The sequence below is a fragment of the Halorubrum lacusprofundi ATCC 49239 genome (assembly GCF_000022205.1).
Classification (GTDB): Archaea; Halobacteriota; Halobacteria; order Halobacteriales; family Haloferacaceae; genus Halorubrum; species Halorubrum lacusprofundi.
On the sequence record NC_012029.1, the window covers coordinates 547,153 to 570,655 of the forward strand.

A 23,503-nucleotide genomic window follows, 5' to 3' on the forward strand; every position below is an offset into this window, starting at 1 on the left:
CCGCCCACCCTCCGCGACACATGCACATCACAGAAGTGGTTTTAGACGGATTCAAGAGCTTCGGACGAACGACGAGGATCCCCTTTTACGACGACTTCACAGTCGTCACCGGGCCGAACGGCTCGGGAAAGTCGAACATCATCGACGGGGTTCTCTTCGCGCTCGGCTTAGCGCGTACCCGCGGGATCAGAGCCAAGAAGCTCACGGACCTGATCTACAACCCCGGCCACGACGGCGGCGAAGCCTCGGACGGTCCGAACGAGGCGTCGGTGACGGTGGTCCTGTCCAACGAGGACGGGACTCTCGACCGCTCGCAGGTCGTCTCCGCCGCCGGCACGGAGAACGTCGGCGGCGTCTCCGAGATCACGATCAAACGGCGCGTCAAAGAGACTGAGGACAACTACTACTCGTACTACTACCTCAACGGTCGGTCGGTGAACCTCTCGGACGTGCAGGACCTGCTTGCCGCCGCCGGCGTCACGCCAGAGGGGTACAACGTCGTGATGCAGGGCGACGTGACCGAGATCATCAACATGACCCCCTACCAGCGCCGGGGGATCATCGACGAGATCGCGGGCGTCGCCGAATTCGACGAGAAGAAGGAGGCCGCCTACGAGGAGTTGGAGACCGTCGAAGACCGGATCGAGGAGGCCGATCTCCGGATCGGCGAGAAGCAGGACCGACTCGATCAGCTGGCCGACGAGCGCGAGACCGCCCTGCAGTATCAGCAGTTCCGCGACGAACTCGAGGAGTACCGCGGCTTTCTCAAAGCCTCCGAGCTGGAAGAGAAGCGCGAGACGCTCGCAGGCGTTGAGGAGGACATCGACGACGACGAGACCGAACTCGAGGAACTCCGCGCCGAGCTTGACGCCAGGCAGGGCAAACTCACACGGCTGGAGGAGGACTTAGCCGACCTCAACCACGAGATCGAGACCAAAGGCGAGGACGAACAGATCGAGATCCGGTCGGAGATCGAGGAGGTGAAAGGCGAGATTTCGCGGTTGGAGGACAAAATCGAGGCCGCCGAGGAGCGCGCCGCGGAGGCCGAGACCGAACGTCGCGACGCGTTCGTTCAGATCGATCGCAAAGAAGAGACGATCGAAGAGCTCGAATCCGAGATCCGCGAGGCGAAAGTCGAGAAGGCCTCCGTGAAATCGGAGATCGCCACGAAGCGCTCGGAGCTCGCCGACGTCGAGGCCGAGATCGAGGGCGCCGACACCGAGTTCGACGAGCTGAAAGCCGAACTCGCGGAGAAGAAGGAGGCGATCGAGTCGCTACGGGAGGAGAAAAACGGGCTCCAGCGCGAGAAGGACCGCCTGCTCGACGAGGCCCGTCGGCGCTCGAACGCGGTGAGCGAGGCGCGGACCGACTTGGAGGACGCCCGCGAGTCGATCCCGGAGCACAAAGCGCGGATCTCCGAGCTGCACAGCGAGCTCGACAAGGCCACGAAGAACGAGGAGACGATCGAGGACGCGGTCGCTGACCTGTTCGCGGAGAAGGCCGAAACGAGCGAGCGGTTAGAGGCGATCGAAGAGGATCTCCGCGAGAAACAGAACGAGTATGCGAAGCTGGAGGCCGCCGCCGACCAGCGCGGCGACACCTCGTGGCCCCGCGCGGTGACCGAGGTGAAGAACGGTGGGATCGACGGGGTCCACGGCGCGGTCGGCGAGCTCGGATCCGTCGAGGCCGAGTACGCCGAGGCCTGCGAGACGGCCGCCGGCGGCAGACTCGCGAACGTCGTCGTCGACGATGACGGCGTGGGCTCGACGTGTATCGACTATCTCAAGCAGCGCAATGCGGGGCGGGCGACGTTCCTCCCCATCACGAAGATGGACAACCGGAGCCTCCCGCGGAAACCCTCGGTTCCGGGCGTCGTCGACTTCGCGCGCAACCTCGTCGACTACGACAGCGAGTACGAGTCGATCTTCTCGTACGTGCTGGGCTCCACGCTGATCGTCGAGGACATGGCGACCGCACGGGACCTGATGGGCGACTACCGGATGGTGACGCTCGACGGCGACCTCGTCGAGAAGTCCGGTGCGATGACCGGCGGGTCGGGCGGCGGCTCCCGCTACGCGTTCACGAAGTCCGGCGGCGGAAAGCTCGAACGGCTCGCGACTGACATCTCGGAGCGAGAAGATGAACGGCAGGCGCTACAGGCCGAAGTCGACGAGCTGGAAGACGACATCGACGACGCCCGCGACCGGAAGGCCGACGCCGCAGAGCGCGTCCGGTCGCTGGAGGCGGACGTCGAGCGCGCCGAAGACGAGTTGGCGGACGCCGAGGACCGCATCGACGAGCTCAAAGCGGAGCTGGAGGATATGGAGGCGGAACGCGAGTCGGTGGACGCGGAGATGACCGAACTCGACGACGAGATAGACGATCTGAACACGGAGATCGACGAACTCGACGGCGAGATCGAGGAGATCGAGACAGAGTTGGCCGACTCGAAGATCCCGGAGCTCTCGGAGCGTGCCGACGAGATCCGCGGGGAGATCTCGGACCTGGAAGACCGGATGAGTTCGCTCGACGGGCGGCGCAACGAGCTCGAACTGGAGAAGGGGTACACGGAGGACGCGGTCGACGACCTCCACGACACCGTCGAGACGGCGCAAAATCGGAAGGCCGAGGCCGAAGAAGCGATCGCCGACCACGAGGTGACGATAGACGAGAAGGAGGAGACGCTGGAAGCGAAACGCGAGTCGATCGCGGAGCTCGAAGCGGAACTGACGGAGCTGAAGGCCGACCGCGAGGACCTCCGAGAGGCGATCACCGAGGCGACCCGCGAGCGCGACGAGCAGCGCTCGCTCGTCTCGGAGGCGGAGTCCGACTTGGAAGACCTCACCGACCGCCGCGACCGGCTGGCGTGGGAGATCGACGAGCTGGAGTCGCAGGTCGGCGAGTACGACGCCGACGAGATTCCGGACCTCGACGAGGTCGAGTCGCGTATCGAGGAGTTAGAAGAGGAGATGGCGGCGTTAGAGCCCGTCAACATGCTCGCGATCGACGAATACGACGAGGTAGAGGAGGCGCTGGAGACGCTCCAAGAGCGCCGGGACGTCCTCGTCGAGGAGCGCGACGCGATCGCGGAGCGTATCGAGGGGTACGAGGCCGAAAAGAAGCGGACGTTCATGGAGACGTTCGAGTCGATCAACGACCAGTTCGAGGACATCTTCGCGCGCCTCTCGGCCGGCAGCGGCGAGCTCCTCTTGGAGAACCCCGAGGACCCGTTCGAGGAGGGGCTGACGATGAAGGCCCAGCCCGCCGACAAGCCGGTCCAGCGGCTCGACGCGATGAGCGGCGGCGAGAAGTCGCTGACCGCGCTCTCCTTCATCTTCGCGATCCAGCGGCACAACCCCGCGCCGTTCTACGCGCTCGACGAGATCGACGCGTTCCTCGACGCGGTCAACGCCGAGCGCGTCGGCGAGATGATCGAGGAGCTGGCCGAGGAGGCCCAGTTCGTCGTCGTCGGCCACCGCTCTGCGCTTCTGGAACGCTCCGACCGCGCCATCGGCGTCACGATGCAGGGCGACAACCTCTCGGCGGTAACCGGGATGCAGTTCGGCGACGACGGCGACGAGGAGGTGACGGCGGATGACTGAGCCGCCGGAGTCGGCGGGGGGCGTTCCGAACCTCGACCTGACGAGCGAGCGCGACGGCGGGTCGCGGGACGGGTCGCTTCCGGAGACGCCCGGAACGGATGAGCCCGCCGCGAACGAGACTGACGCCAAAGGAACCGGCGAGGCCGGCGAGGGATCCGGCGAGGACGACGAGGTCGAGCCCGTCGAACTCCTCGTGCAGCTCGCCGAGGAGGGCGAGATCGAACCGTGGGACATCGACATCGTGCAGGTGACCGATGCGTTCTTGGAGAAGCTCGACGAGACGGACCTCCGGACGACCGGACGCGCGCTCTTCTACGCCAGCGTCCTACTCCGGATGAAAAGCGACGGGATGTTGGCCGACGACGACGGGGACGACGAGGAGCCCGAGCCGGAGCCGTGGGAGGTCGCGATGGAGGGCGGCGCGCCCGACCCCGCCGACGGCGACTTCGACCCCATCGACGAGTTGGAGGCCGAGATGGACCGCCGGCTCGACCGGAAAAACACTCGGGGCTCCCCGGAGACGCTCGACGAACTGGTCCGGGAGCTCCGCGAGGCCGAGCGCGGCTCGTGGTGGAAGGACTCGCGGGAGTACGACACCTCGGAGTCGCCGCACGGCCACGCTCGCGGCACGCAGACGCTCGATTACCACACCGGCGACGAGTTCCGGCGCGACGGCGAGCCGACCGCGGGCGAAGCGACCGACCGTACCCACGACGAGGATATCGAGGAGGTCATCGTGGGGATCGACAACGCCCTCCGGACCCAATTCGATCGCGGCCGCACGGAGGTGCTGTTCGCGGAGATAGAGACCGCCGGCGGCCGTCCCTTTATGACGTATCTCGCGCTGCTGTTCATGGCACACCGCGGATCGGTCCGGCTCCAGCAGGACGACCTGTTCGGCGATCTGTGGGTGAAGGACCCATCGGCGATGGCCGGGGAGTCGGAAGCGATCGCGGACTGAGTCGGGACCTCGGCTCCGTCCCAGCCTCGACGGACGACGAGACGGTTCCGAGCGACTGACCCGCAAACCTGACGAGACGTTCACCTTCGATGCGGCGGTGGGACGTAACAGCCACTCTCCCCGTCGATCAGTCGGTCCGTCCCACGGTCACGTCGAAGGGAACGCGCTCGACGCGCTCGTACGTCCCCGACTCCATCTCGTCGATTACCGCTCTCCCCATCTCTCGCCAGCGCCGCCGGAGGTCGTCGTATGCGGTCTCGGAGGTCGCCGCGATAAGCTCCTCGCGGTGGTCGGCCAGCCCCGCGCCCGAGGCCTTCCGCGCCGCGGCGGTCAGCGCCGGCTCCGCGTACGGCGCCGCGATTCGCTTCTCGTGGACGTACCGTCGAGTCCGGATGTCGGTGAGTCCTGTTGCCGTGAACGCCTCGCGGACGCGGTCGCCGAGGGCCACGTCGGTATCGACCCCGTGTAGGTACGCCTCCCGGGCTTCCCGCTCTAGGCGCTCTTCTGCGTCGACGGTGGAGGTGACCGTCACGTCGGCGTTGTCAGGCTCGATCGCGGCGACCAGCTCCGAGGAGACCCGAGCGAACTCGCGCACCGCGGCGGCTGGATCGGGAAGGTTGATGAGGAGAGCCTGACAGACCGCGAGGTCGACGGCCCCGTCCGGAAGGGGAAGTCGTATCGCGTCGCCGGCGACGTACGGGAGCCCGGTCTCCTCGCGGGCGACTCTCAGAAGCTTCGGGTCCGCGTCGACGCCGATCACGGTCGTGTCGGATGGCGTCTCCGCGTCGATGACGCGAGTCAGCTCCCCGGTGCCGCAGCCGACATCGAGGATGCGGCGGCGGCCCGCCAAGTCGAGGTCTGCGAGGGCCTGACGACCGTCGGTCCACATCCCGCGACGGGTGTGTTCGAGGTACTCCGCAGAGAAACGTCGCACGCCCCCGCGTTCGACGCAGGAGCGGATAAACGTGCGGAACTCAGTCCTCTCGGGCGTCGCCGCCGATCCCCGCTAGGTCCGCGAGGAGCGTAGCGGTGACCCCGGCGCAGTAGCCGACGAACGCCCCGCTCAGTCCGACGAGCGCGAACGACATCGTCACCCCGCCCAGCGGCGCGTCACCGGCTCCCACGCCGGGAACGCCGAACACGGTGCCCACGACGACGAGCGCGGCGAACACGAGGGCGGGCACGACGCCCACTGCCAGACACGCTGGCCCGCCGCAGCGCGCGTACGCGCCGGCGGCCGCGATCGGCGCCGGAGCGTAAAACACCAGCAGCGGGATGAGCCGGTCCGTCACCGCGGCCGCCGTCTGGATGTCCGCGAGATCGGCGACGACCGCCAGCGCCAGCGCCAATGCCACGATGCCGGCGAACCCTCCGACCATCGTGAGGGCCAACCGGCGCCGACGCCCGATGAGCAGTGCCTCAGTGGTGGTCATAACCGTGGTCACGGCTCTGACTACATAAACCCGCGTCGGACGTATTTAAGAATTCACGAATAACTCGCTATCCGCCGCGTAACGGCTCACTCCGCGCGAAGCTCGCGCACGCGATCGATATTCCACGCGAAGCTCTTCCCGTCTTCGGTGGGTGTCTCCAGCGCGAGCGGCACGTCGATCAGGTCCGGGTGGTTGAGGAATCGCTCCATCCCGTCTTCGCCGATGAGTCCCTCGCCGATGTGGGCATGCTCGTCTTTGTTGGTGCCGCAGGCGTGCTTCGAGTCGTTGAGGTGGATGTACTTGAGGTGTTCCAGCCCGACCACGTCGTCGAACTCCGCGATCGTTTCGTCGACGGCTTCGGGTGTCGAAAGATCGTAGCCCGCCGCGAACGCGTGGGCGGTGTCGACGCAGACGTCGATGTCGGTCTCTGTGCGATCGATGATCCCCGCGAGGTGCTCGAACTCGCCACCGAGCTTCGTGCCAGCGCCCGCGTCGCTCTCGATCAGGATCGTGACGCCGTCGGGCACGTCGATGTCGTCGATCACCGACGCCGCGTTGTCGAGCCCGCCCTCGACGCCCGCCCCCGTGTGCGCGCCGAGGTGGACGTTGACGTACGGAATCCCGAGCGTGTCGGCCGCGTCGACCTCCTTCTGCATCGAGTCGAGCGACTTCTCGCGGAGCCCCTCCTTGGGTGTACAGAGGTTGACGAGGTAGGAGGTGTGGATCACCCACGGGCCCTCCAGGTCGCGTTCGGTACCCTCTCGGAACCGCTCGGCCTCCTCGTCGCCGATGTTCGGATCCTGCCACACCTGTGGGGAGTGGGTGAATATCTGTCCGCAGTTGCCGCCGAACTGCTTCTGTCTGAACACCGCATTCGCGATGTTTCCGTACGGCGGCGTTTCGGGATCGTTGGACGCTCTCGAACTGGAGATCGAGACGTGCGCACCGACCTTGAGACTCATACCGTTCCCACGCGAGCGTCGGGAAAAGCCCCTTCGGAACCGGTCGACTGCCGCCTGCGATCTGTCGCGCCGCTCCCGCGACCGCGGACCCCGCCGCGCCGCTACGCGCCCCGGTTCCCCGGACGCGTCCGAACCCACTCGTCGTCCCGATACTTCGTCTCGACGAGCTCCGCGGCCCGCTCCAACTCCGCGTCGGTCCACGACCCGTCGCGATCGAGGGTGACGCCGTCGCGGTCACTACCCTTCCCGATCACCCACGTAACGAGCGCGTCCTCCACCGCTGCCACCGCGTCTCCCCGATCGAGGTCGGCCAGCTCGTCCATCCCGACGACTCGTTCACGGAACTCGGCCGGCGTCACCGGCGGGTTCACAAAGGTTCCGAGGTGCCGCTCCGCCTCGACCGAGAAGGTGAGCGAGCCATGCTGAATCACGGCGTCTCGCTTCCGGTACTGGGCGTTGCCCGCGATTTTTCGCCTCCCTCCGGGGGCGCCGTCCGCTTCGCTTCCCGCGACCACATCGTGTGCCGGGTGCAGTTCCCGCAGGTAACAGGCCGGATGGTACAGCTCCGGCATCGACGCCTCGACGTAGCCCGCATCGATCCCGAGTCGGTCGAACGCGTCGAGGACGGGCTCACACAGCAGGTGGTAGCAGTCGAGTAGTTTACCCGGCACGTCGGCGGCCGGAACGGCGATCGAGTAGGCCACGTCGCCGTACGCGTCGTGGTAGATCCCGCCGCCGCCGGTCTGGCGCCGGGTCACGTCGATCCCCTCGCGCTCGCAGAACGCCCAGTCGACCGTCTCCGGGTCCTGTCGGTAACCGAGCGTGAGACAGCTCGGGTCCCATCGGTACGTTCGCACGGTCGACGGACCGCCCGCGGCCGCCGTCTCCGCTGCGACCTCGTCGAGCGCCATCTGCATCGGTCCCGGTCGCGACTCTTCCCGGATCAGCCGCCAGTTGCCCGCGGGTGCGGTCACCGGTCACCACCTGCGCTCCGCGACCGACTACCGCTCACGCTCCGCGACCAACTACCGTCCCTGCCCTGCGATCCATCCGCGTACATACGACCCACGTTGGCGCCCCGTCCGAAAGCGGTTGCGTTCGGCGGGTCGCGACGGCTCGAAATCGCTCGCAAATGAATTTTCTATCGCGATATCTACTTTATACTTACTGCTCGCCGAACGCGCGTCCCTTTTAGGAATCGCCGGAGTAGGGGCGTGTATGGTTCGAAACGTCGCCGGCGACATGGCCGAGCTCGACCCCGAGGATTTCTATCTCCTCTCGGGCGTTGAGCAGGGGATGCGCTTCTCCGAGTGGGTCCGCCGGGACAAGATCCCCGAGTACGCCAACCTGACGCGCGAGGAGGTCGACTACCGGATCGATCGGTGTCTCGACCGCGAGCTGATCGAACGGAAGACGATCCAGTACGAGGGGTACCAGCTCACCTTCGAGGGATACGACGCTCTCGCGCTCCGGACCTTTTCGGAGCGCGAGACCATCGACGGCGTGGGCTCGCCCCTGGGGTTCGGCAAGGAGGGTGACGTGTACGAGGCGCAGTCGTTCAAACCGCTCGCGCTGAAGTACCATCGCGAGGGGTACACCAACTTCCGCGAAGTGAACCGCGAGCGCGAGTACACCGCCGACCGCGACCACGTCTCGTGGCTGTACACCGCGCGCAAGGCGGCCGAGCGCGAGTACGAGGCGATGGAGGCGCTGTACCCCGACGTATCGGTGCCGCGGCCGGTCGATCACAACCGACATGCCATCGTGATGGACAAGTTCGACGGCGTCGAGCTCGCGCGCGCGAAGCTCGATCCCGAGCAGGCGATCGGCGTCCTCGATCTCGTCCTCCGCGAGCTGCTGACTGCGTACGACCTCGGGTGGATCCACGCGGACATGTCCGAGCACAACGTCGCGGTCGCAGAAAGTGGCGTCACGATCTTTGACTGGCCGCAGGCGGTCCCCGTCGATCACGAGAACGCCCGCGAGTTCCTCGAACGGGACGTGGAGAACCTCCTCCGGTACTTCGGGCGAAAATATCCCCACGAGGTGCCGCGAGACGCGGATATCGAAGGGATCGCGGACGCGATCGTTGACGGTTCATTTACAACGATTCGGGCGTTCGGCGAGGAATAAACTGCAATTAGCTATATCGAATCTGTCCGAATCTGTCCGAATCTGTCTCGGCGCCCCGCCGGCGACGCCGACCGCATCCTTTTTGTTTTAGGCTTACCTAAAGACACTCAATGTCAGCAGGCGCCCGGTCCCGCACCGACCCTCGTCGCGAATCAGAATTGTATCAGACACCGGATATCACCGCCTGTGAGGGGTGTCCCGGACGATCGGTGTTTATGGAGTCCGAGAACACGGACGGGTGGATCGCGAGTGACCACGTCGTCGACGTGACTCAGTGAGATGACGGACGAATCCCCTCCAGACGGGTCGGCGTCGTCAGCGGCGGACGATGGGCCGACCGTGATCTCGGGGCGGAACTTCGAACAGGAGTATCGTCTCGATGTGAGCGAGGCCGGAGAGTTCCTGATCGCCCTCGGCGAGCAGCTCCGCGACGGCGACGATCTACGGCTCGCAACCGACGAGTGGGAGCTTCCCTTCGCATTCGGCGAGCCCGTGGAGCTCGAGATCGACTTCGAAGGGGTCGGCGAACCGGAGTTAGAAATCGAAGTGACGTTGCCGGGTCGGACCGACCAGACAGCGCCAGACGTTCGCTGAGGCGTAGCCGGTTTTGACTGGTCAGTTCGTCGCGGACTCCACAACGAGCGTATCGTCCTCGAGGTAGTGTTCGATGTGGTGGGCGTGCCCCTCGATGCCCTCTAGCTGCTCACGGAGCATTTCGGCGGTCGCGTAGTCGCCGAGCCCTTCTGCGAGCTCGATGTGCTCCCGGTAGCTCTCGATGATGTCGCCCATCATCTCGAGGTCGTTCGCGAGTGACGTGCGGATGTCGTAGACGTCCTCGTCCTCCGGCTCGACGGTGGCGTTCTCCGCGAGCGTCGTCAGGCTGGCGTGCGGGACGCCCCCGAGCGCTTGGAGCCGCTCGGCGACCTCGTCGGCGGCCGCCTCGACATCCTCGTACACCTCTTGCAGGAACACGTGCACGTCGCGGAACTCCGCGCCCTCGACGTTCCAGTGGTGTTTGTGGAGCTGGTGGTAGAGGGTGTACGCGTCCGCGAGGTCGACGTTCAGCGCCTCGATGATCTGTTCGGCCTTCTCCGATTCGAGCCTGAGTGCGTTCTCTTCGACGGTGCCGGCGCGCTGTCGCGTTTCCTTCTGCGTGCTCATAACACTACCTCGTACGCTCCCTATCTACTTATAACCCATCAATATGAAAACATTTTTTCGTACGGCCTAAAACTCTCTCATCTCGGAGGTAGATTCTCTATAAGCGTCGCATTCCGAATATATATCTGTTGTATTATATTTATTTGATCGGTCGATGGATCGGCGCGGCGAGAGCGCGTGCTCGCTGGTCTTCTCGATTTAGGTTACCCTAAGATTCGAAAGCGATTTAATGCTTTAGGGAGGCCTAAACCATATGGGAAAGCACGCGGACCGAAGCGCGCCGACGCGCCGTACCGTGATCAGGTTCGGGGGCGCGGTCGCGGGGGCCGGATCGCTCGCGGGATGTCTCGGAGGCGGGTCGGGCGGTTCCGGCTCGGACGGCGACTCCGACGGCGCAGACGGCTCAGACGACGCCGAGACCGAGGGGGCGGACGGCTCCGAGGACGAGGAGACGGACGACGGCGGCTCTGCGGGCTCGTACACCGTCGAGATGGCGCCGGTGGGCGAGGTGACGCTCGATGCGGTCCCCGAGGACGTGATGGTCTACAGCCTGCTGTACGCGGACATGGCGGTCGCATTCGGTCACGGTGACGCGGTGAACTCGCTGGGCTTCGACGCAGACGCCGGCGGGAACACGCTCGACGCCTACTACGCCGAACTCGGCGGCGTCGCGTTCGACCGGGAGGGTGTCCGACAGCTCAACACGGGCTCCGGCGGCGGGATCTCGGTCGACCGGGAGCTGCTCTACGAGCTCGACTCCGACCTCCACTTGGCGGATCCATGCCTGTTCGTCTCCTTCGACGGATGGGACCAGGGCGACATGGCAGAGGTTCGTGACAACGTCGCGCCGTGGTTCGGCAACGTCTACAGTCGCCGGAACTCTCAGCCGCCGGAGCCGTGTCGCGACGACTACGAGTACTACGGCCTCTGGGAGATCACCGAGCGCGTCGCCGGCGTGTTTCAGGAGTCGGAGCGTTTCGAGGCGCTCGCGGCGGTCCACGACGACCTGATCGAGACGGTGCAGGCGGACCTCCCGCCGACGGAGGAGCGCCCGACGGTCGGCACCCTCCTCTACATGGACGGGACCTACTACCCCTCGCTGCTCGACGACCCAGGATTCGCCAACGCCCACGTGCGCCCCTTCGGCGTGGTCGACGCGTTCGGCGCCGACGACGTGACCTACGAGACCGCCTACGACCACGAACAGCTACTGGAGGTCGATCCCGACGTGATTCTCCACCAGTACGGAGTCGAGTCCTACTACGACGTGGCTGCGGTCCGCGAGGAACTCGCCGACCATCCGGTCGCCGGCGAACTCTCCGCGATCGAGAACGACCGGTTCTACCCCTCGGGGAACCCGGTACAGGGGCCGATCATGAACCTCTTCCAGATCGAGATGACCGCCAAACAGCTGTTCCCCGAGCGGTTCGGTGAGTGGCCGGCCTACGAACTCGGCGACGGCTATCCGGATATCCCCGACGACGAACGGCTCTTCGACCGCGACCGGGTCGCTGGGATCGTCACCGGTGAGGCGGAATGAGCGGCGGCGTCGATCGCGACGCGGTCGTCACGGGTCTTGACTACGAGGCGGTCGTGGTCGGCGGCGGCCCCGCCGGCTGCTCGGCCGCCGTCTTCCTCGCCCGCGAGGGGATCGACGTCGCCATGTTCAACCGTGGTCGGTCGTCGATCGCGCGCTGTGCGCATCTGGGGAACTACCTCGGCTTCCCCGGCGGGATCGACGTCGAGACGTTATACGATCTGATGCACGACCACGTCGAGCGCGCGAGTGGCGAGCTCGTCGGCGACCTCGTCGAGTCAGTCGAATCGCGGGCGACTGACGACACGGAGGAAGCGCGCTTCCGCGTCACCCCGCAGGAGGGCGAGCCGGTCGCCACCCGCTGCGTGGTAGCGGCGACCCGATACGACGGGGAGTACCTCCGTGGGCTCGACGACGACGCGGCGATGTTCGAGACCCACGACCACGGCGGCGAGACTCGCGAGCACTTCGATCGGGAGTACGCCGATCCCGACGGAACGACGCCGATCGACGGGCTCTACGTCGCCTCGCCCTCCGAGGCCGACCGACAGGCGATCACGGCGGCCGGACGCGGTGCCCGCGTCGCCCGGCGAGTCGTCACCGACGCGCGAATCGACGATGGCTGGTGGCCCGCGGCGGCCGAGGACGTCGACTGGGTACGCCGTGAGGCCGAGCGCGAGGAGGAGTGGGCGGACCGCGATCGGTGGGTCGAGTGGTTCGACCAGCGCCACGCCGACGCCCCGGTCGATCCGGAGTCGGAGCGGTTCGCGCGCGTTCGCGAGGCCGCTATCGACGAGACGCTGGCGTCGTACGTCGACGCCGACGAGGCCGAGGAACAAGCGGCCGAGGGTGGGCGCGCGCTCGCCGATCACCTCGACCCGCGCGCCGTCGTCGACGCACACGGCGCCGAGGCCCTGCTCGACGCAATGGATGACGAAGATATCGCCGCGTACGGCGCGAGGGCGCGATGAGCAACAGTGGGTCGGTCGCCGGCGGGGACGCCGCCCGCCGATCGTCGGAGGGGCGGATCGGGTGGCTGTTCGACCCCAAGTTGGTCTCTGTCGCGCTCGCGAGCGTCGCGGTCGTCGTCGTCGCCGGGCTCGTACAGATCAGCTTCGGCGCGTACTCGATGACGGTCGGTGAGGCGTGGCGCGCCGTTCTCGATCCCGCGGTCCTCCTCGATCCCCGCTGGCTGCTGAACTTCTTCGTCGGCGAGGGACTGATGCGCTCGATCACCGGGTTTCAAGGGGAGCTCCCCGAACTGGCACACGGAACGCTCATCGTCTGGAACATCCGTCTCCCGCGGGTGTTCGTCGCCGCCATCGTCGGGATGAACCTCGGCGTCTCGGGAGCCATCTTCCAGGCGGTCACCAGAAACGAGCTCGCGAGCCCGTTCATCCTCGGCGTCTCCTCGGGCGCGGGGTTGATGATCCTGTTGACGCTCGTGGTGTTCGGGGGACTCTCGGCGTTCCTCCCGCTGATCGCGGCGCTCGGCGGCGCGGTCGCGTTCCTGGTCGTCTACGCGATCGCGTGGAAGAACGGGACGAGCCCGGTTCGACTCGTGCTCGCGGGCGTGATCGTCGGGACCGTGTTCAGCAGCCTCCAGACGGGGCTGTTCTTCTTCGCGGACGACATCGGCGTCGTCCAGTCGGCGATCCAGTGGACCACCGGCTCGCTGACCGGGACGGACTGGGAGCAGGTCCGACTGGTGCTGCCGTGGACGATCGTCGCGGTGCTGCTGTCGATCGCCGGATCGCGCCAGCTGAACCTCCTCCTGTTGGGCGAACAGACCGCGAAGTCGCTCGGGATGTCGATCGAGAAGGTGCGGTTCGCGCTCTCCGGCGTCGCCGTGCTGGCGGCCGCCGCCAGCATCGCGGTGGCGGGGATCGTCAGCTTCGTGGGACTGATCGTCCCCCACATGGTGCGAAACCTCGTCGGCAGCGACTACAAGCGGGTGATCGTCGGTTGTCTGTTCGTCGGCCCCGCGCTCATGGTCGGGGCTGACGTAGGCGCCCGACTCGGGATGAGCGTGATCACGGGCGCGGACTCGCAGATCCCGGTGGGGATCGTCACCGGGCTGGTCGGCGGCCCGTACTTCCTGTACCTGATGCGCAAACAGCAGAACATGGGTGAGCTCTGAATGTCTACCGAACACGCGAACGCGACGGATTCGGAGGTACCGAGCGGAACGACCGACGCGAGCGAGACGGTCGATTCGGTCGGCGCGGGAGACGCGAGCGCTCTCGACGCCGAGAGCCTCGTGTTGGGGTATCCGAACGCACCGGCTCCCGTCATCGACGGCGAGTCGATCGCGGCCGAGCCCGGCGCGGTCACGGCCCTCGTCGGCCCGAACGGCTCGGGGAAGAGCACCCTGTTGAAGGGGTTGGCGACGCAGCTCGCGCCGGACGACGGCTCCGTGATGGTCGACGGCCGCGACGTGCATGCGATGGACACGAAGGCGCTCGCCCGGAAGCTCGGGCTGCTCTCGCAGGAGAGCACCTCGCCGAACAGCATCACGGTCGATGACTTGGTGTACCACGGTCGGTACCCGCACCGCGGGTTCTTCGAGCGGACGACCGACGAGGACGCGCGCGCCGTCGAGCAAGCGATCGAACTGGCCGGCTGCGGCCACCTGCGCGAGCGCGAGGTCGGGAGCCTCAGCGGCGGGCAGAAACAGTTGGCGTGGATCGCGATGGTCCTCGCACAGGAAACCGACGTACTCCTCTTAGACGAGCCGACGACGTTCCTCGATTTACACCACCAGATGGAGGTGATGGAGATCATCGAAACCCTGCGCGACGAGAGCGACGTGACCGTCGTCGTCGTGCTCCACGACATCGAGCAGGCCGCCCGGCTCGCGGATCGGATGGTCGCGCTCAAGGACGGCGAGATCCGTGCCCGCGGCGCCCCCGAGGAGATCGTCACCGAGGACCTGCTCGCGGACGTGTTCCGCGTCGACGCCGACGTGGTACAGACCGAGAACGGCCCGCGCGTCACCCCGCTTCGGGCGCGACACGAAGACACAGAGTAGACCGGCACACGGACGCCCGTCGGAGAGTTGCCGATCGCCGTTGCTGACCGTGATTCGCTAGTTGACAACCCGTGCGAGTCGCTTTTAGGTGGGCCTAAAGACCGGAACGACTATATATTTTTAGGCCCGCCTAAAAATATGCCCAGAGACGACGCGGTACGCAGAGCATCGACCCGAAGAGCGTTCGCCAAGTACGGCGGCACTGTCGCTCTCGGCGGCTTACTCGCCGGTTGCACCGACGGCGGCGGCGCCGGTTCGTCCGACTCCGATTCGCCCGACGCCGACACGACCGACACCGGTTCGACCGACGACGACCGGGCGGAGTCACAGACCGAGGACGCCGCCGATGCGAGCTACACGGCGTCGATCTCGCCGATGGGCGAGGTGATCTTCGAGTCGCCGCCGGAGACGGTGTTCACGCGGCTCACCCATCACGCGGACATGGCGTTCGCGCTGGGCCGGGGGAACGACGTCACGGCGCTGCACGCGCCCGACTACTACGACGGGCTCTGGAACCAGTACGTCGAGCGCCTGCCGGGCGTCTCGCTCGACTGGTCGGGACTCTACTCCTCGTGGCAGCCGGACAAGGAGAAGCTGTACGAGCTCGACAGCGACATCCACCTCGCGGACCCGGCGTGGGTGACGCAGGTCGAGGGTTGGGAGCGGTCGGACATCGACGAGATCGCCGAGAACGTCTCGCCGTGGTTCGGCAACTCCCTCAGCGACCGGCATCAGGAGCCCGCCGAGGAGTGGGCCGACGGCTACCAGTACTACGGGCTGTGGGAGCAGTTCGAAATCGTCGCCGAGGCGTTCCGAGAGCGCGAGCGCTACGAAGCGCTCGCAGCGGTCCGCGAGGAACTCCTGTCGACGATCGAGGACAACCTGCCGCCGGAGGAGGAGCGCCCGACCGCGATCATGATCGCCGCCGCCGACATCGAGAGCATCTACGCGTACACCCTGAGCAACCCCGGGTTCCTCACGTCACACACACGCCCGCTCGGGCCGCGAGACGCGTTCGAGGGGAGCGTCGAGTCCGGCACCGTCGTCGACTTCGAGACGATCCTCGAGGCGGACCCCGACGTAATCTTATACCTCGGCGGTATGGAGCCGGGAACGGACATGGCTGGGCGGCGCACCGCTTTCGAGGAGGACGCCGTCGGCTCTGAGATCACGGCGGTTCAGAACGACCGCGTCCATCCACAAGGCGCCCGGTATCAGGGACCGATCTTGAACCTCTTCCAGCTGGAGATGACGGCGAAGCAGCTCTACCCCGACGCGTTCGGCGCGTGGCCGCGGTACGAGTCCGGCCCGTATCCGGAGATTCCGACCGACGAACAGCTGTTCGACCGCGAGCGCGTCGCGGACGTCATCAACGGGGACCCGTAGGTGCGCGCCCGCGAGTGGGCGGTCGCGGCCGCCGACCGCGACGAGCCGTTTATTACGGTGGAGCGACCGGTTTGGGTGCGCCGATAAAACGCAGCGCCCCGGCCACGGGATCGCGGGAGCGGCCGGAACCGAGTCGGTCCCGGACCGAAGCGACTACGACGGCTCGCGCGTGCCGACGAGTATGGCGATCGACAGCGACGACTCGCGACTCGCACGGGGGATCGACCGATGAGCGGTGACCGGACACCGAGCGATTCAGAGCGCGATTCGCACGACTTCCGCGACGTGGTCGTCGTCGGCGGCGGCGTCGCCGGCCTCTCGACGGCCGTGTTCACGGCCCGGCAGGGGCTCGACACTCTCGTAATCGACGACGGCGGGTCGCTCCTGCGGCGGAACGCGCACTTGGAGAACTTCCCGGGCTTCCCGCTGGGCGTGGACGCCCGGCGCCTGCTCGACCTCCTCGCCGAGCAGGCCGCGACCGCGGGCGCCGACCGGTTCGACGGCCGTGCGACGCGAGTGGCGGCGGTCGGTGAGGGCGAGAGCGTCGAAACCGGAGGCGACGAAGCGGTCGACGACGCCCGGTTCGTCGTTGAGGTCGACGGTGACGACGCGGACGACCCCAGCGACCCCAGCGACCCGACCCGAACCCGGCACGTCGTCGCCGCGACGAAAAACGAGGTCGGTTACCTCGAGGGCGTGGAGGGGGTCGGTATCCTCGACCGCGGCAAGTCGTACGTCGACACCGACGAGCGCGGCCGAACCGGCGTCGACGGGCTGTACGCGGCCGGCCGGCTCGCGGAGAAGCCGCATCAGGCCGCGGTGTGCGCGGGCCACGGCGCCGAGGTCGGCGTGACGATCTTAGAGGAGGACGAACGAGGGTTCTACCACGACTGGGTCGCACCCGAGGGGTACTTCACCGACCGGGGCCGGCAGGTGCCGCCGGGCTGCGAGGAGATCGATGCGGCCGAGCGCCGCGAACGCGAGGAAGCGTCGCGCGAAGCGATCCGAGAACGGTTCGCGGCGCCGCACCCGGACCCGCAGGAAACGCACCCGAGCTTAGAGGAGTGAGTCGCGAGAGGGGGTGACCGACCGGTGTCGGCGGTCGGGATCCGGTTCGAGGGCCGCGGTGGCGGGGTCGTCACCGAGCCCGCTGCTGTCTCGCCGTCAGACGCCGTCTGCTCCGTCCGCCTCGTCGGACTCTCCCGCGTCCGCCTCCTCGTGGTCTCCGTCGTCTTCCTCGATCCGAACGAGGTCGGCCTCGATGTCCTCAACGAAGGCCCCCTGCCCGCCCACCGTGACGGTCTTGCCGTCGTCGGTCTCGACGACGAGCGAGTGTTGGACTGGGAACTCGTTGGTCGTCGGCTCCACCATTCCCTGTTTCGACTCCACGACGCGACCGCTGATCTCGGCCGGCTCGTCGCGGTCAGTCCACCGGCCGCCCACGGTGACGCGGGGAATCTCGCCGACGCGGAGGCGCAGGGTCACCTGCAGTACGGTGTGTCTGAAGTTCGCGTACTCGACCGGGAGCGGCGCGGGCGCCGCGGTCGCGATCTCGTTCGCGGCCGGCCAGTAGTTCCCGAGGAACGAGCCGACGATCACCGGCGCGAGCTGTTCCTGTGAGAAGTGGATCGCCTGCCGGTCGGTGTTGGACCGGCGCAGCAGTTCGGGCGGGGCGACGACGCCGGCCGCGGAGTCGACCGTGAGCAGCGTCGGCATCGCCTCGCGCCACGTCCGGACGACGCTGGCGACGCCGTCGAGTCCCTCATCGATGTCGTCCGGCACCTCGTCGGCGCCGGAGACGATGAGCAGTACCAAGACGCCGCGGTCGACCGCCTCGACGAGGGAGTCGCGGATCTCGGGGAGGTGACCGGCCGCGATCGACAGCGTCACCTCCGAGTCCGCGTCCGCGAGCAGCGACCGGATCCGCTTTATCACCGTCACGCGGGACTTGATCACCTCGAACTGCTCGGTCTGCCGCTCCACCCGCGAGAAGCGCTCCTCTAACCCGGGGCGGATCGCGTCGACGTCCGAACGGAGGCGGTTGATGACCTCGTCCGGCGGGTTCGCGCGGATCGTCGTCGGCACGACGTGGTCGTTTACCTCGACGAAGCCGCGCTCAGCGAGCGACTCGCTCACGCTGTAGACGTAGCGCTTCGACACACCGGCGGCGTCTGCGACGGTGCTCGCCTTCGCCTCCCCGTGCGCCAAGAGACTGAGGTACGTGTCGACCTCCTTGTCCGAGAGCCCGAACCGGCGGAGAAGATCGTTCAGCGTCCGGTCGTCCATGTGGCGGAGATGCGCGAGGGGATTACTTATAAGGGTCGGAGGAACACGGCGGCGAACGCGTCGTGTGCGTCTGCGAATCGCCCGAACAGCCCTACCGGAGGACGGCGACGCTCTCGACCGTGACTCCCTCGTCGACCGCGCCAGACCCGTCACCCGCGAACAGGTCGGTCTCGAACCCCGCCGGAACCTCCACCGTCACCGGCCGGTCTGCGAAGTTGACGACGACGAGGAGCGGGTCGGGGTCCGCGTCGTGATCGTCGCCCTCGAAATCGTCCGTCGCCGGCGTTCGCTCGTACGCCGTTACGCGCTCGGGATCGCCGTCGACGACCGACACGTCAGCGGCGCGGCCCTCGAAGTCGACGGCGCCGTCCCGGAGGAGCGGCTCGCGCTCGCGGAGCGCGGCGAGGTCGCGGTGGAAGTCGGTGAGGTCGTTGTCGCCGTCGTGCCAGCGTACGGGTCCGCGGTACGTCTCGTTGCCGCGCTCCTGTCCGGCGTAGATCATCGGCGCGCCGGGGAGGGTGAAGACGGTCGCGGCGGCCGCCTTCAGCGCCTCCCGCCCGTACTCGGCGAGGTAGCGCTCCTCGTCGTGGTTCTCGACGTAGCGCATCTGGACGCCCGGGTCGTCGAACCCGAGCCACTCGGCGCGGGCGAACGCGTCGGCGATCGCGTCCGCGGGCGCGTCGCCCGCCCCGACATCCCGGAGCGCGTCGTACAGCGAGGTGTCGTAGTGGACGTCGAACTCCCCCTCGCCGTAGAAGGGGTCGTGGGGGAGCGTCTCGTCGAGCAGGAGGAAGTCGTCGGGCACGCGCTCACTGACCTCCTTCCAGAAGCCGTGGGGCACGCCCCACGCCACGTCGGCGCGGAAGCCGTCGACGACCGCGCTCCACTCGTCGACCACGTCGAGCAGCCACTCGCGGACCGCCGGGCTGTCGAAGTTGAGGTTCGGGATCCGGCGCCAGTTGAAGTAGTACTCCGGCATATCGCCCGCTGCCAGCTCCGCCCAGTCGGTGTCTGTCACGTCGAAGTCGCCGTCAGCCCGGCGGTAGTGATCGGCGTACGCGTCGACGCCGGCGGCGTGCATCTGGAAGACGGGATGATCGCGGGAGGTGTGGTTGATCACCAGATCGAACACGACCTTGATCCCCGCCTCGTGGCAGGCCGCGACCAGGGACTCGAACGCCTCGCGCGAGCCGAGGTCGGCGGCGGTGTCGTAGTAGTCGGTGACGTGGTAGCCGTGTTCCGTCGGCGAGGCGAGCACGGGCGTGAGCCAGAGCGTGTCGACGCCGAGACTCTCTATGTAGGGGACTCGACGCTCGATCTCGCGGAACGTCGTCGGGAGCGTGTCGCCGGCGAACGACCGGACGAACACCTCGTAGATCGTCGGCGAGTCGGCCCACTCGGGGGGTGCATGGGGGTCGGAAACGGTCACGGAGCCGCCCTCGCCGGCGCCCACGGCCCCCTCTTCGTCCCGCTCGATCCGGATCGTCTCCGCCGCGCCGTACCGGTCGGCGTTCGGGACTGCGTGGACCCGGATCCCACCAGAGAGGTCGTCGGAAAGCTCCGCAAGCGGGATCGTGAGTGTGTCGCCCGCCGCCAGCGACTCGATCCGCGCGACTGTCTCGGGGTCCGCATCGCGATCGTCGACGAGGAAGTCGACGGCGACGGGGGACTCGCCGGTGCGTCTCCCGGCATCGCCCTCGCCGTCGAGGTCGGGCGGCGCCTCGGTGTCGGCAACGATCCGGACGGATGAGGCGTCGGCGTCCCCCTCTCCCTCCCCACCCTCGACGACGGTCGCCGACATCGAGACGCGCGGGCGCCCCGGACCCGGCACGGTCACCTCGTCGCGGTGCTCGTTGCCGGGGTCGTCGTTGGCGACGAAGCTGAACCCGTGGCGACCCGGCGGAATCTGGACCTCGTAGATCCAATCGTCGCCGTCGCGCTCGGGACGGTCGCGCGCGAGCAGGCGGTCGTTGTGGGGCCACATCACCGAGACGCGGTCCACGTCGCCGTCGTCCACCGGGAGGTCCGCGGCGGGGACGCGAAGTTCGACCGACTGCCGCTCGTCGGGGTACGCGCGCACCCGCTGGCGGTGCGTTCCGTCCGGGGCGTCGAGCGTCAGGACGTACGTTCCGGGGGCGTCGGGACGGAGGTGGACGACCGGTGCGTCCGGTCGGCTCGTCTCGCCGGGAACGAGGAGTTCCCCGTCATCACTGCTCCCGCTCACTGGCTGCCCGTCCACGCGCGCGTCGCTCTCGGCCGGCGCGTCGCGGAGGGTCCACTCGTAGGTCCCGTCGGGATCGGGGCTCCGCGGGGCCAGCTCGACGGATTCGCCGACACTCGTCGTGCGCGGCGGGCCGGGTTCGTGCATACGGGTTCCCGGCGGCGCCTCGGCTTGAGGGTTTCCGTTCTGGGAATAGATGAACAATAATTACACCAAACCTTCATACACGGAGGGGCCGTTTACTCGCGTAATGCAACTCCGCGACGCGCTCGATGACTACAAGCGTAACACCGGGCACGACACCCGGTTCCCCGGCGAACGCCGGACGGTCACCGGTCGGTTCTCCGGCGGGGAGGGCCGGCTCGTCCACGTCGACGCCGACGGCGAACTCCGCGACTTCGGCTACCCGCTGACCGGTCAGACGGGACTCGTCCGCTCGCGCGTCGGCCTCGCGGTCGGCGACGAGGTCACGTGGCTCGACGAGGTCGAGACCCAGCAGCGCTACGTCGGCGATACGACCCTGATCGAGACCGTCCACGAGACCGACCGAGCGACCGTGACTCGTCACGACGTGACGCTCGGCGACGCCCACCTCACACGCGTGACGATCGATGTCGGTGACGACGGGCATGCGAACGTCGACCCTGCCGACCTCTCGCTCGTCGTGTACGCCCGGTTCGCGCCTGACGGGCGCGACAACCGGGTCGGGCAGCTCCGATACGACGACGCCATCGAGGTGTACCACGCCGACGAGCACGACTTCCTCGCGAGCGACACCGGCTTTACCGACCTGCGCGGCCAGCTCCCGACGACGTTCCCCGAGCTGCTCGACGACGCGCCTACCGACCTCCCCCGCGACCGCGACGGCGACCGCTACGAGGAAGAGCGTCTCTCCGGTGAGGTCATCGTCGACGCCCCCTTCGAGGACGGCGTCGCGACCGTCGGCACCCTGCTGACCGACCGCGAGGAGACGACGCGCGAGGCCGCCCGCGACCGTCTCGCGAAGCTGTTCGACACCCTTGACGACCCCGACGCGCTCGCTGCGGCCGCGGGCGAGACGATTCCCTCGGTCCCTGAGTCGGTCCCGGCCCAGGAGTCGGTCGTCGCCGACCTTCGGGTGCTCTCGCTGCTCTCCGCCGAATCCGGGCTCCGGATCGCCGGCCCCGACTTCGACCCCTTCTACGCGACCTCCGGCGGCTACGGCTACACCTGGTTCCGCGACGACGCGGAGATATCGACGTTCGTGCTCGGCGCCGACGACCGGATCGGACTCGGGCTTGACGACTGGCACGCCCGCTCGGCCGAGATGTACGTCGCCACCCAGCGCCCCGACGGGTCGTGGCCGCACCGGGTGTGGCCCCGGGACGGCGCGCTCGCGCCCGGCTGGGCGAACGCGCGCATCGAGGACGGCCCCGACGTTGACTACCAGGCCGACCAGACCGGCAGCGTCATCGCCTACCTCGCGCAGGCTCGCGCCGCGGGAGTCGACGTGGAGAAGCTCGACGCGACTCTCGTCGCCGCGCTCGCCGGACTCGACGAGACCCTCGCGGCCGACGGCCGCCCCGTCGTCTGCCAGAACGCGTGGGAGGACAGCGCTGGGCGATTCGCGCACACGACCGCGACGTTCTTAGAGGCGTACAGCGAGCTTGCGCTTCACGGCGACGGGCTGGACGCGAGCGCGCTCGATCGGAACGGGGACGCGGATGCGCCCGGCCGCGACCTCGACCCCGCCATCCTCCCGGACGACCTCGCCGCACACGCCCGCGACCAAGCAGTTCGGGTGTACGACGCTCTCGACGACCTCTGGGTGCCCGAACGCGGCTGTTACGCGCTCCGCGAGACGCCCGAGGGCACGACCGACGACCGGCTCGACTCCTCGACGCTGGCGCTGGCGAGCGCGCACCGCTCGTTCGACGCGCTCGGCGGCGACGGCGAGGCGGAAGGCCATAGCGGCGCTGTCGACGCCGAGCGACTCGACCGGCTGGTCTCGCACGTCGAGACGGTCGTCGACGGGCTCGCTCACGAGAGCGACGAGATTTCCGGACTGATCCGGTACGAGGGCGACGGCTGGCGGCGGGCTGGCCAGCTCTCGGAGAAGGTATGGACGGTCTCGACCGCGTGGGGCGCGAACGCCTGCGCCGAGCTGGCGGTCCTCCTCGCTGACCGCGACGACCCGCGTGCGGCCGAGATGGTCGAACGCGCCCGGGAGCTGCTCGCGCACGTCTCGCCCGGCGGGACGCTCTGTGAGCCGACGAGCTATCTCCCCGAGCAGTTCTTCGACGACGGAACGCCGGACAGCGCGACGCCGCTCGGGTGGCCCCACGCGATCCGGCTGGCGACCGTGGCGCTGCTCGACGACGAGCTTCCCCAGTTTACCGACCGCGCCGTCGCCGACGACTGAGGCGACGGGTCGCGGTTTCGTTGCAGTATTTAAAAGCGGACGAGCGGCTGAGATCCGGATTTATAAGTGCGGTGCGGTGGCGTGCGCCCATGAGCGGCTTTTAAGCCGCGAACGGCGCCGCGCGAGGGAGTCGGTCGCCGCAGGCGACCGACGAGGCTGGGGAGGTGTGAGGCGGTGCTGTGTGGACGGGTGGGACTCAAAGGGGCAGGCGTGAGGACGACGGCGCGGGACGCAAGGACCGCAGAGAGCGAGCAAAGCGAGCGATCGAGGACCGCAGCGACCGCACCGAGTCCTCACGCCTGGGGCTTTGGAAATGCTCGTCGTCGTTAGGTCTGTCACTTATAAACGCACACTGAGCACTCGCCACTCATAGACACAGCGTCCCACCG

General features: G+C 67.7%; 19 protein-coding genes. 12 read left to right on the forward strand and 7 right to left on the reverse strand.

Translation table 11 applies throughout. The features are described 5' to 3' along the window. The first annotated feature begins 20 nt into the window (after nt 1–20). The gene (gene smc, locus HLAC_RS02620; protein ID WP_012659764.1) at nt 21–3,602 is read left to right on the forward strand and encodes a chromosome segregation protein SMC; all 3,582 of its coding nucleotides are present in this window, start codon (nt 21–23) and stop codon (nt 3,600–3,602) included. Further along, complete coding sequence (locus tag HLAC_RS02625) at nt 3,595–4,563, forward strand: segregation and condensation protein A (RefSeq protein WP_012659765.1); 969 nt, start codon at nt 3,595–3,597, stop codon at nt 4,561–4,563. Before smc ends, HLAC_RS02625 begins: the two co-directional genes overlap by 8 nt. 127 nt (nt 4,564–4,690) lie before the next feature. Here the strand turns inward: HLAC_RS02625 and HLAC_RS02630 are convergent, their stop codons facing one another. The 4 genes from HLAC_RS02630 to HLAC_RS02645 all read right to left on the reverse strand — a co-directional run bounded on the left by HLAC_RS02630 (nt 4,691) and on the right by HLAC_RS02645 (nt 7,932). After that, nucleotides 4,691–5,497 carry a class I SAM-dependent methyltransferase gene (locus HLAC_RS02630; RefSeq protein ID WP_012659766.1) on the reverse strand — a complete coding sequence of 269 codons (807 nt, stop codon included), beginning with the start codon at nt 5,495–5,497 and terminating at the stop codon, nt 4,691–4,693. A 40-nt stretch (nt 5,498–5,537) separates the two neighbouring features. Beyond that, complete coding sequence (locus tag HLAC_RS02635; protein WP_012659767.1) at nt 5,538–5,996, reverse strand: hypothetical protein; 459 nt, start codon at nt 5,994–5,996, stop codon at nt 5,538–5,540. Between the two features lie 86 nt (nt 5,997–6,082). Next, nucleotides 6,083–6,958: a deoxyribonuclease IV gene (locus tag HLAC_RS02640; RefSeq protein WP_012659768.1), complete on the reverse strand. Its 876-nt coding sequence runs from the start codon at nt 6,956–6,958 to the stop codon at nt 6,083–6,085. A 101-nt stretch (nt 6,959–7,059) separates the two neighbouring features. Continuing rightward, nucleotides 7,060–7,932 carry a lipoate--protein ligase family protein gene (locus HLAC_RS02645; protein ID WP_049933164.1) on the reverse strand — a complete coding sequence of 291 codons (873 nt, stop codon included), beginning with the start codon at nt 7,930–7,932 and terminating at the stop codon, nt 7,060–7,062. 244 nt (nt 7,933–8,176) lie between these two features. Between HLAC_RS02645 and HLAC_RS02650 the strand changes: the two genes are divergently transcribed. The 3 genes from HLAC_RS02650 to HLAC_RS02655 all read left to right on the forward strand — a co-directional run bounded on the left by HLAC_RS02650 (nt 8,177) and on the right by HLAC_RS02655 (nt 9,685). Further along, nucleotides 8,177–9,091, forward strand: coding sequence for a serine/threonine-protein kinase RIO2 (locus tag HLAC_RS02650; RefSeq protein ID WP_012659770.1), 915 nt, complete (start codon nt 8,177–8,179; stop codon nt 9,089–9,091). Nucleotides 9,092–9,201: 110 nt separating this feature from the next. Next, nucleotides 9,202–9,369, forward strand: coding sequence for a hypothetical protein (locus HLAC_RS19175; protein WP_012659771.1), 168 nt, complete (start codon nt 9,202–9,204; stop codon nt 9,367–9,369). A 1-nt stretch (nt 9,370) separates the two neighbouring features. Continuing rightward, entirely contained in the window at nt 9,371–9,685 is a 315-nt protein-coding gene (locus tag HLAC_RS02655; RefSeq protein WP_012659772.1) for an amphi-Trp domain-containing protein, read from the forward strand. Between the two features lie 21 nt (nt 9,686–9,706). On the opposite strand, the gene dpsA is transcribed toward HLAC_RS02655, so the two are convergent. Further along, nucleotides 9,707–10,252 carry a DNA starvation/stationary phase protection protein DpsA gene (dpsA, locus tag HLAC_RS02660; RefSeq protein WP_012659773.1) on the reverse strand — a complete coding sequence of 182 codons (546 nt, stop codon included), beginning with the start codon at nt 10,250–10,252 and terminating at the stop codon, nt 9,707–9,709. Between the two features lie 253 nt (nt 10,253–10,505). Here dpsA and HLAC_RS02665 point away from each other — a divergent pair, with 253 nt between their 5' ends. From HLAC_RS02665 to HLAC_RS02690, 6 genes are all read left to right on the forward strand, one after another. After that, nucleotides 10,506–11,792, forward strand: a complete 1,287-nt coding sequence (locus tag HLAC_RS02665) for an ABC transporter substrate-binding protein (protein ID WP_012659774.1) — start codon at nt 10,506–10,508, stop codon at nt 11,790–11,792. Continuing rightward, complete coding sequence (locus HLAC_RS02670; protein ID WP_012659775.1) at nt 11,789–12,760, forward strand: FAD-dependent monooxygenase; 972 nt, start codon at nt 11,789–11,791, stop codon at nt 12,758–12,760. The genes HLAC_RS02665 and HLAC_RS02670 overlap by 4 nt, the downstream gene beginning before the upstream one ends. Continuing rightward, the gene (locus tag HLAC_RS02675; RefSeq protein WP_012659776.1) at nt 12,757–13,929 is read left to right on the forward strand and encodes a FecCD family ABC transporter permease; all 1,173 of its coding nucleotides are present in this window, start codon (nt 12,757–12,759) and stop codon (nt 13,927–13,929) included. The genes HLAC_RS02670 and HLAC_RS02675 overlap by 4 nt, the downstream gene beginning before the upstream one ends. Then, nucleotides 13,930–14,820: an ABC transporter ATP-binding protein gene (locus HLAC_RS02680; protein WP_012659777.1), complete on the forward strand. Its 891-nt coding sequence runs from the start codon at nt 13,930–13,932 to the stop codon at nt 14,818–14,820. A gap of 138 nt (nt 14,821–14,958) precedes the next feature. Then, nucleotides 14,959–16,206, forward strand: a complete 1,248-nt coding sequence (locus tag HLAC_RS02685; protein ID WP_012659778.1) for an ABC transporter substrate-binding protein — start codon at nt 14,959–14,961, stop codon at nt 16,204–16,206. A gap of 228 nt (nt 16,207–16,434) precedes the next feature. Beyond that, nucleotides 16,435–17,274 carry an FAD-dependent oxidoreductase gene (locus HLAC_RS02690; RefSeq protein WP_012659779.1) on the forward strand — a complete coding sequence of 280 codons (840 nt, stop codon included), beginning with the start codon at nt 16,435–16,437 and terminating at the stop codon, nt 17,272–17,274. A gap of 96 nt (nt 17,275–17,370) precedes the next feature. On the opposite strand, the gene HLAC_RS02695 is transcribed toward HLAC_RS02690, so the two are convergent. Both HLAC_RS02695 and HLAC_RS02700 read right to left on the reverse strand, forming a co-directional pair. Beyond that, nucleotides 17,371–18,492, reverse strand: a complete 1,122-nt coding sequence (locus HLAC_RS02695; protein ID WP_012659780.1) for a TrmB family transcriptional regulator — start codon at nt 18,490–18,492, stop codon at nt 17,371–17,373. Between the two features lie 91 nt (nt 18,493–18,583). Then, complete coding sequence (locus HLAC_RS02700) at nt 18,584–20,860, reverse strand: alpha-amylase family glycosyl hydrolase (RefSeq protein WP_012659781.1); 2,277 nt, start codon at nt 20,858–20,860, stop codon at nt 18,584–18,586. Between the two features lie 103 nt (nt 20,861–20,963). Here HLAC_RS02700 and HLAC_RS02705 point away from each other — a divergent pair, with 103 nt between their 5' ends. Further along, on the forward strand, nt 20,964–23,114 hold the full coding sequence (locus HLAC_RS02705) for a DUF7997 domain-containing protein (protein WP_049933167.1): 2,151 nt from the start codon (nt 20,964–20,966) through the stop codon (nt 23,112–23,114). Nucleotides 23,115–23,503: the final 389 nt, after the last annotated feature.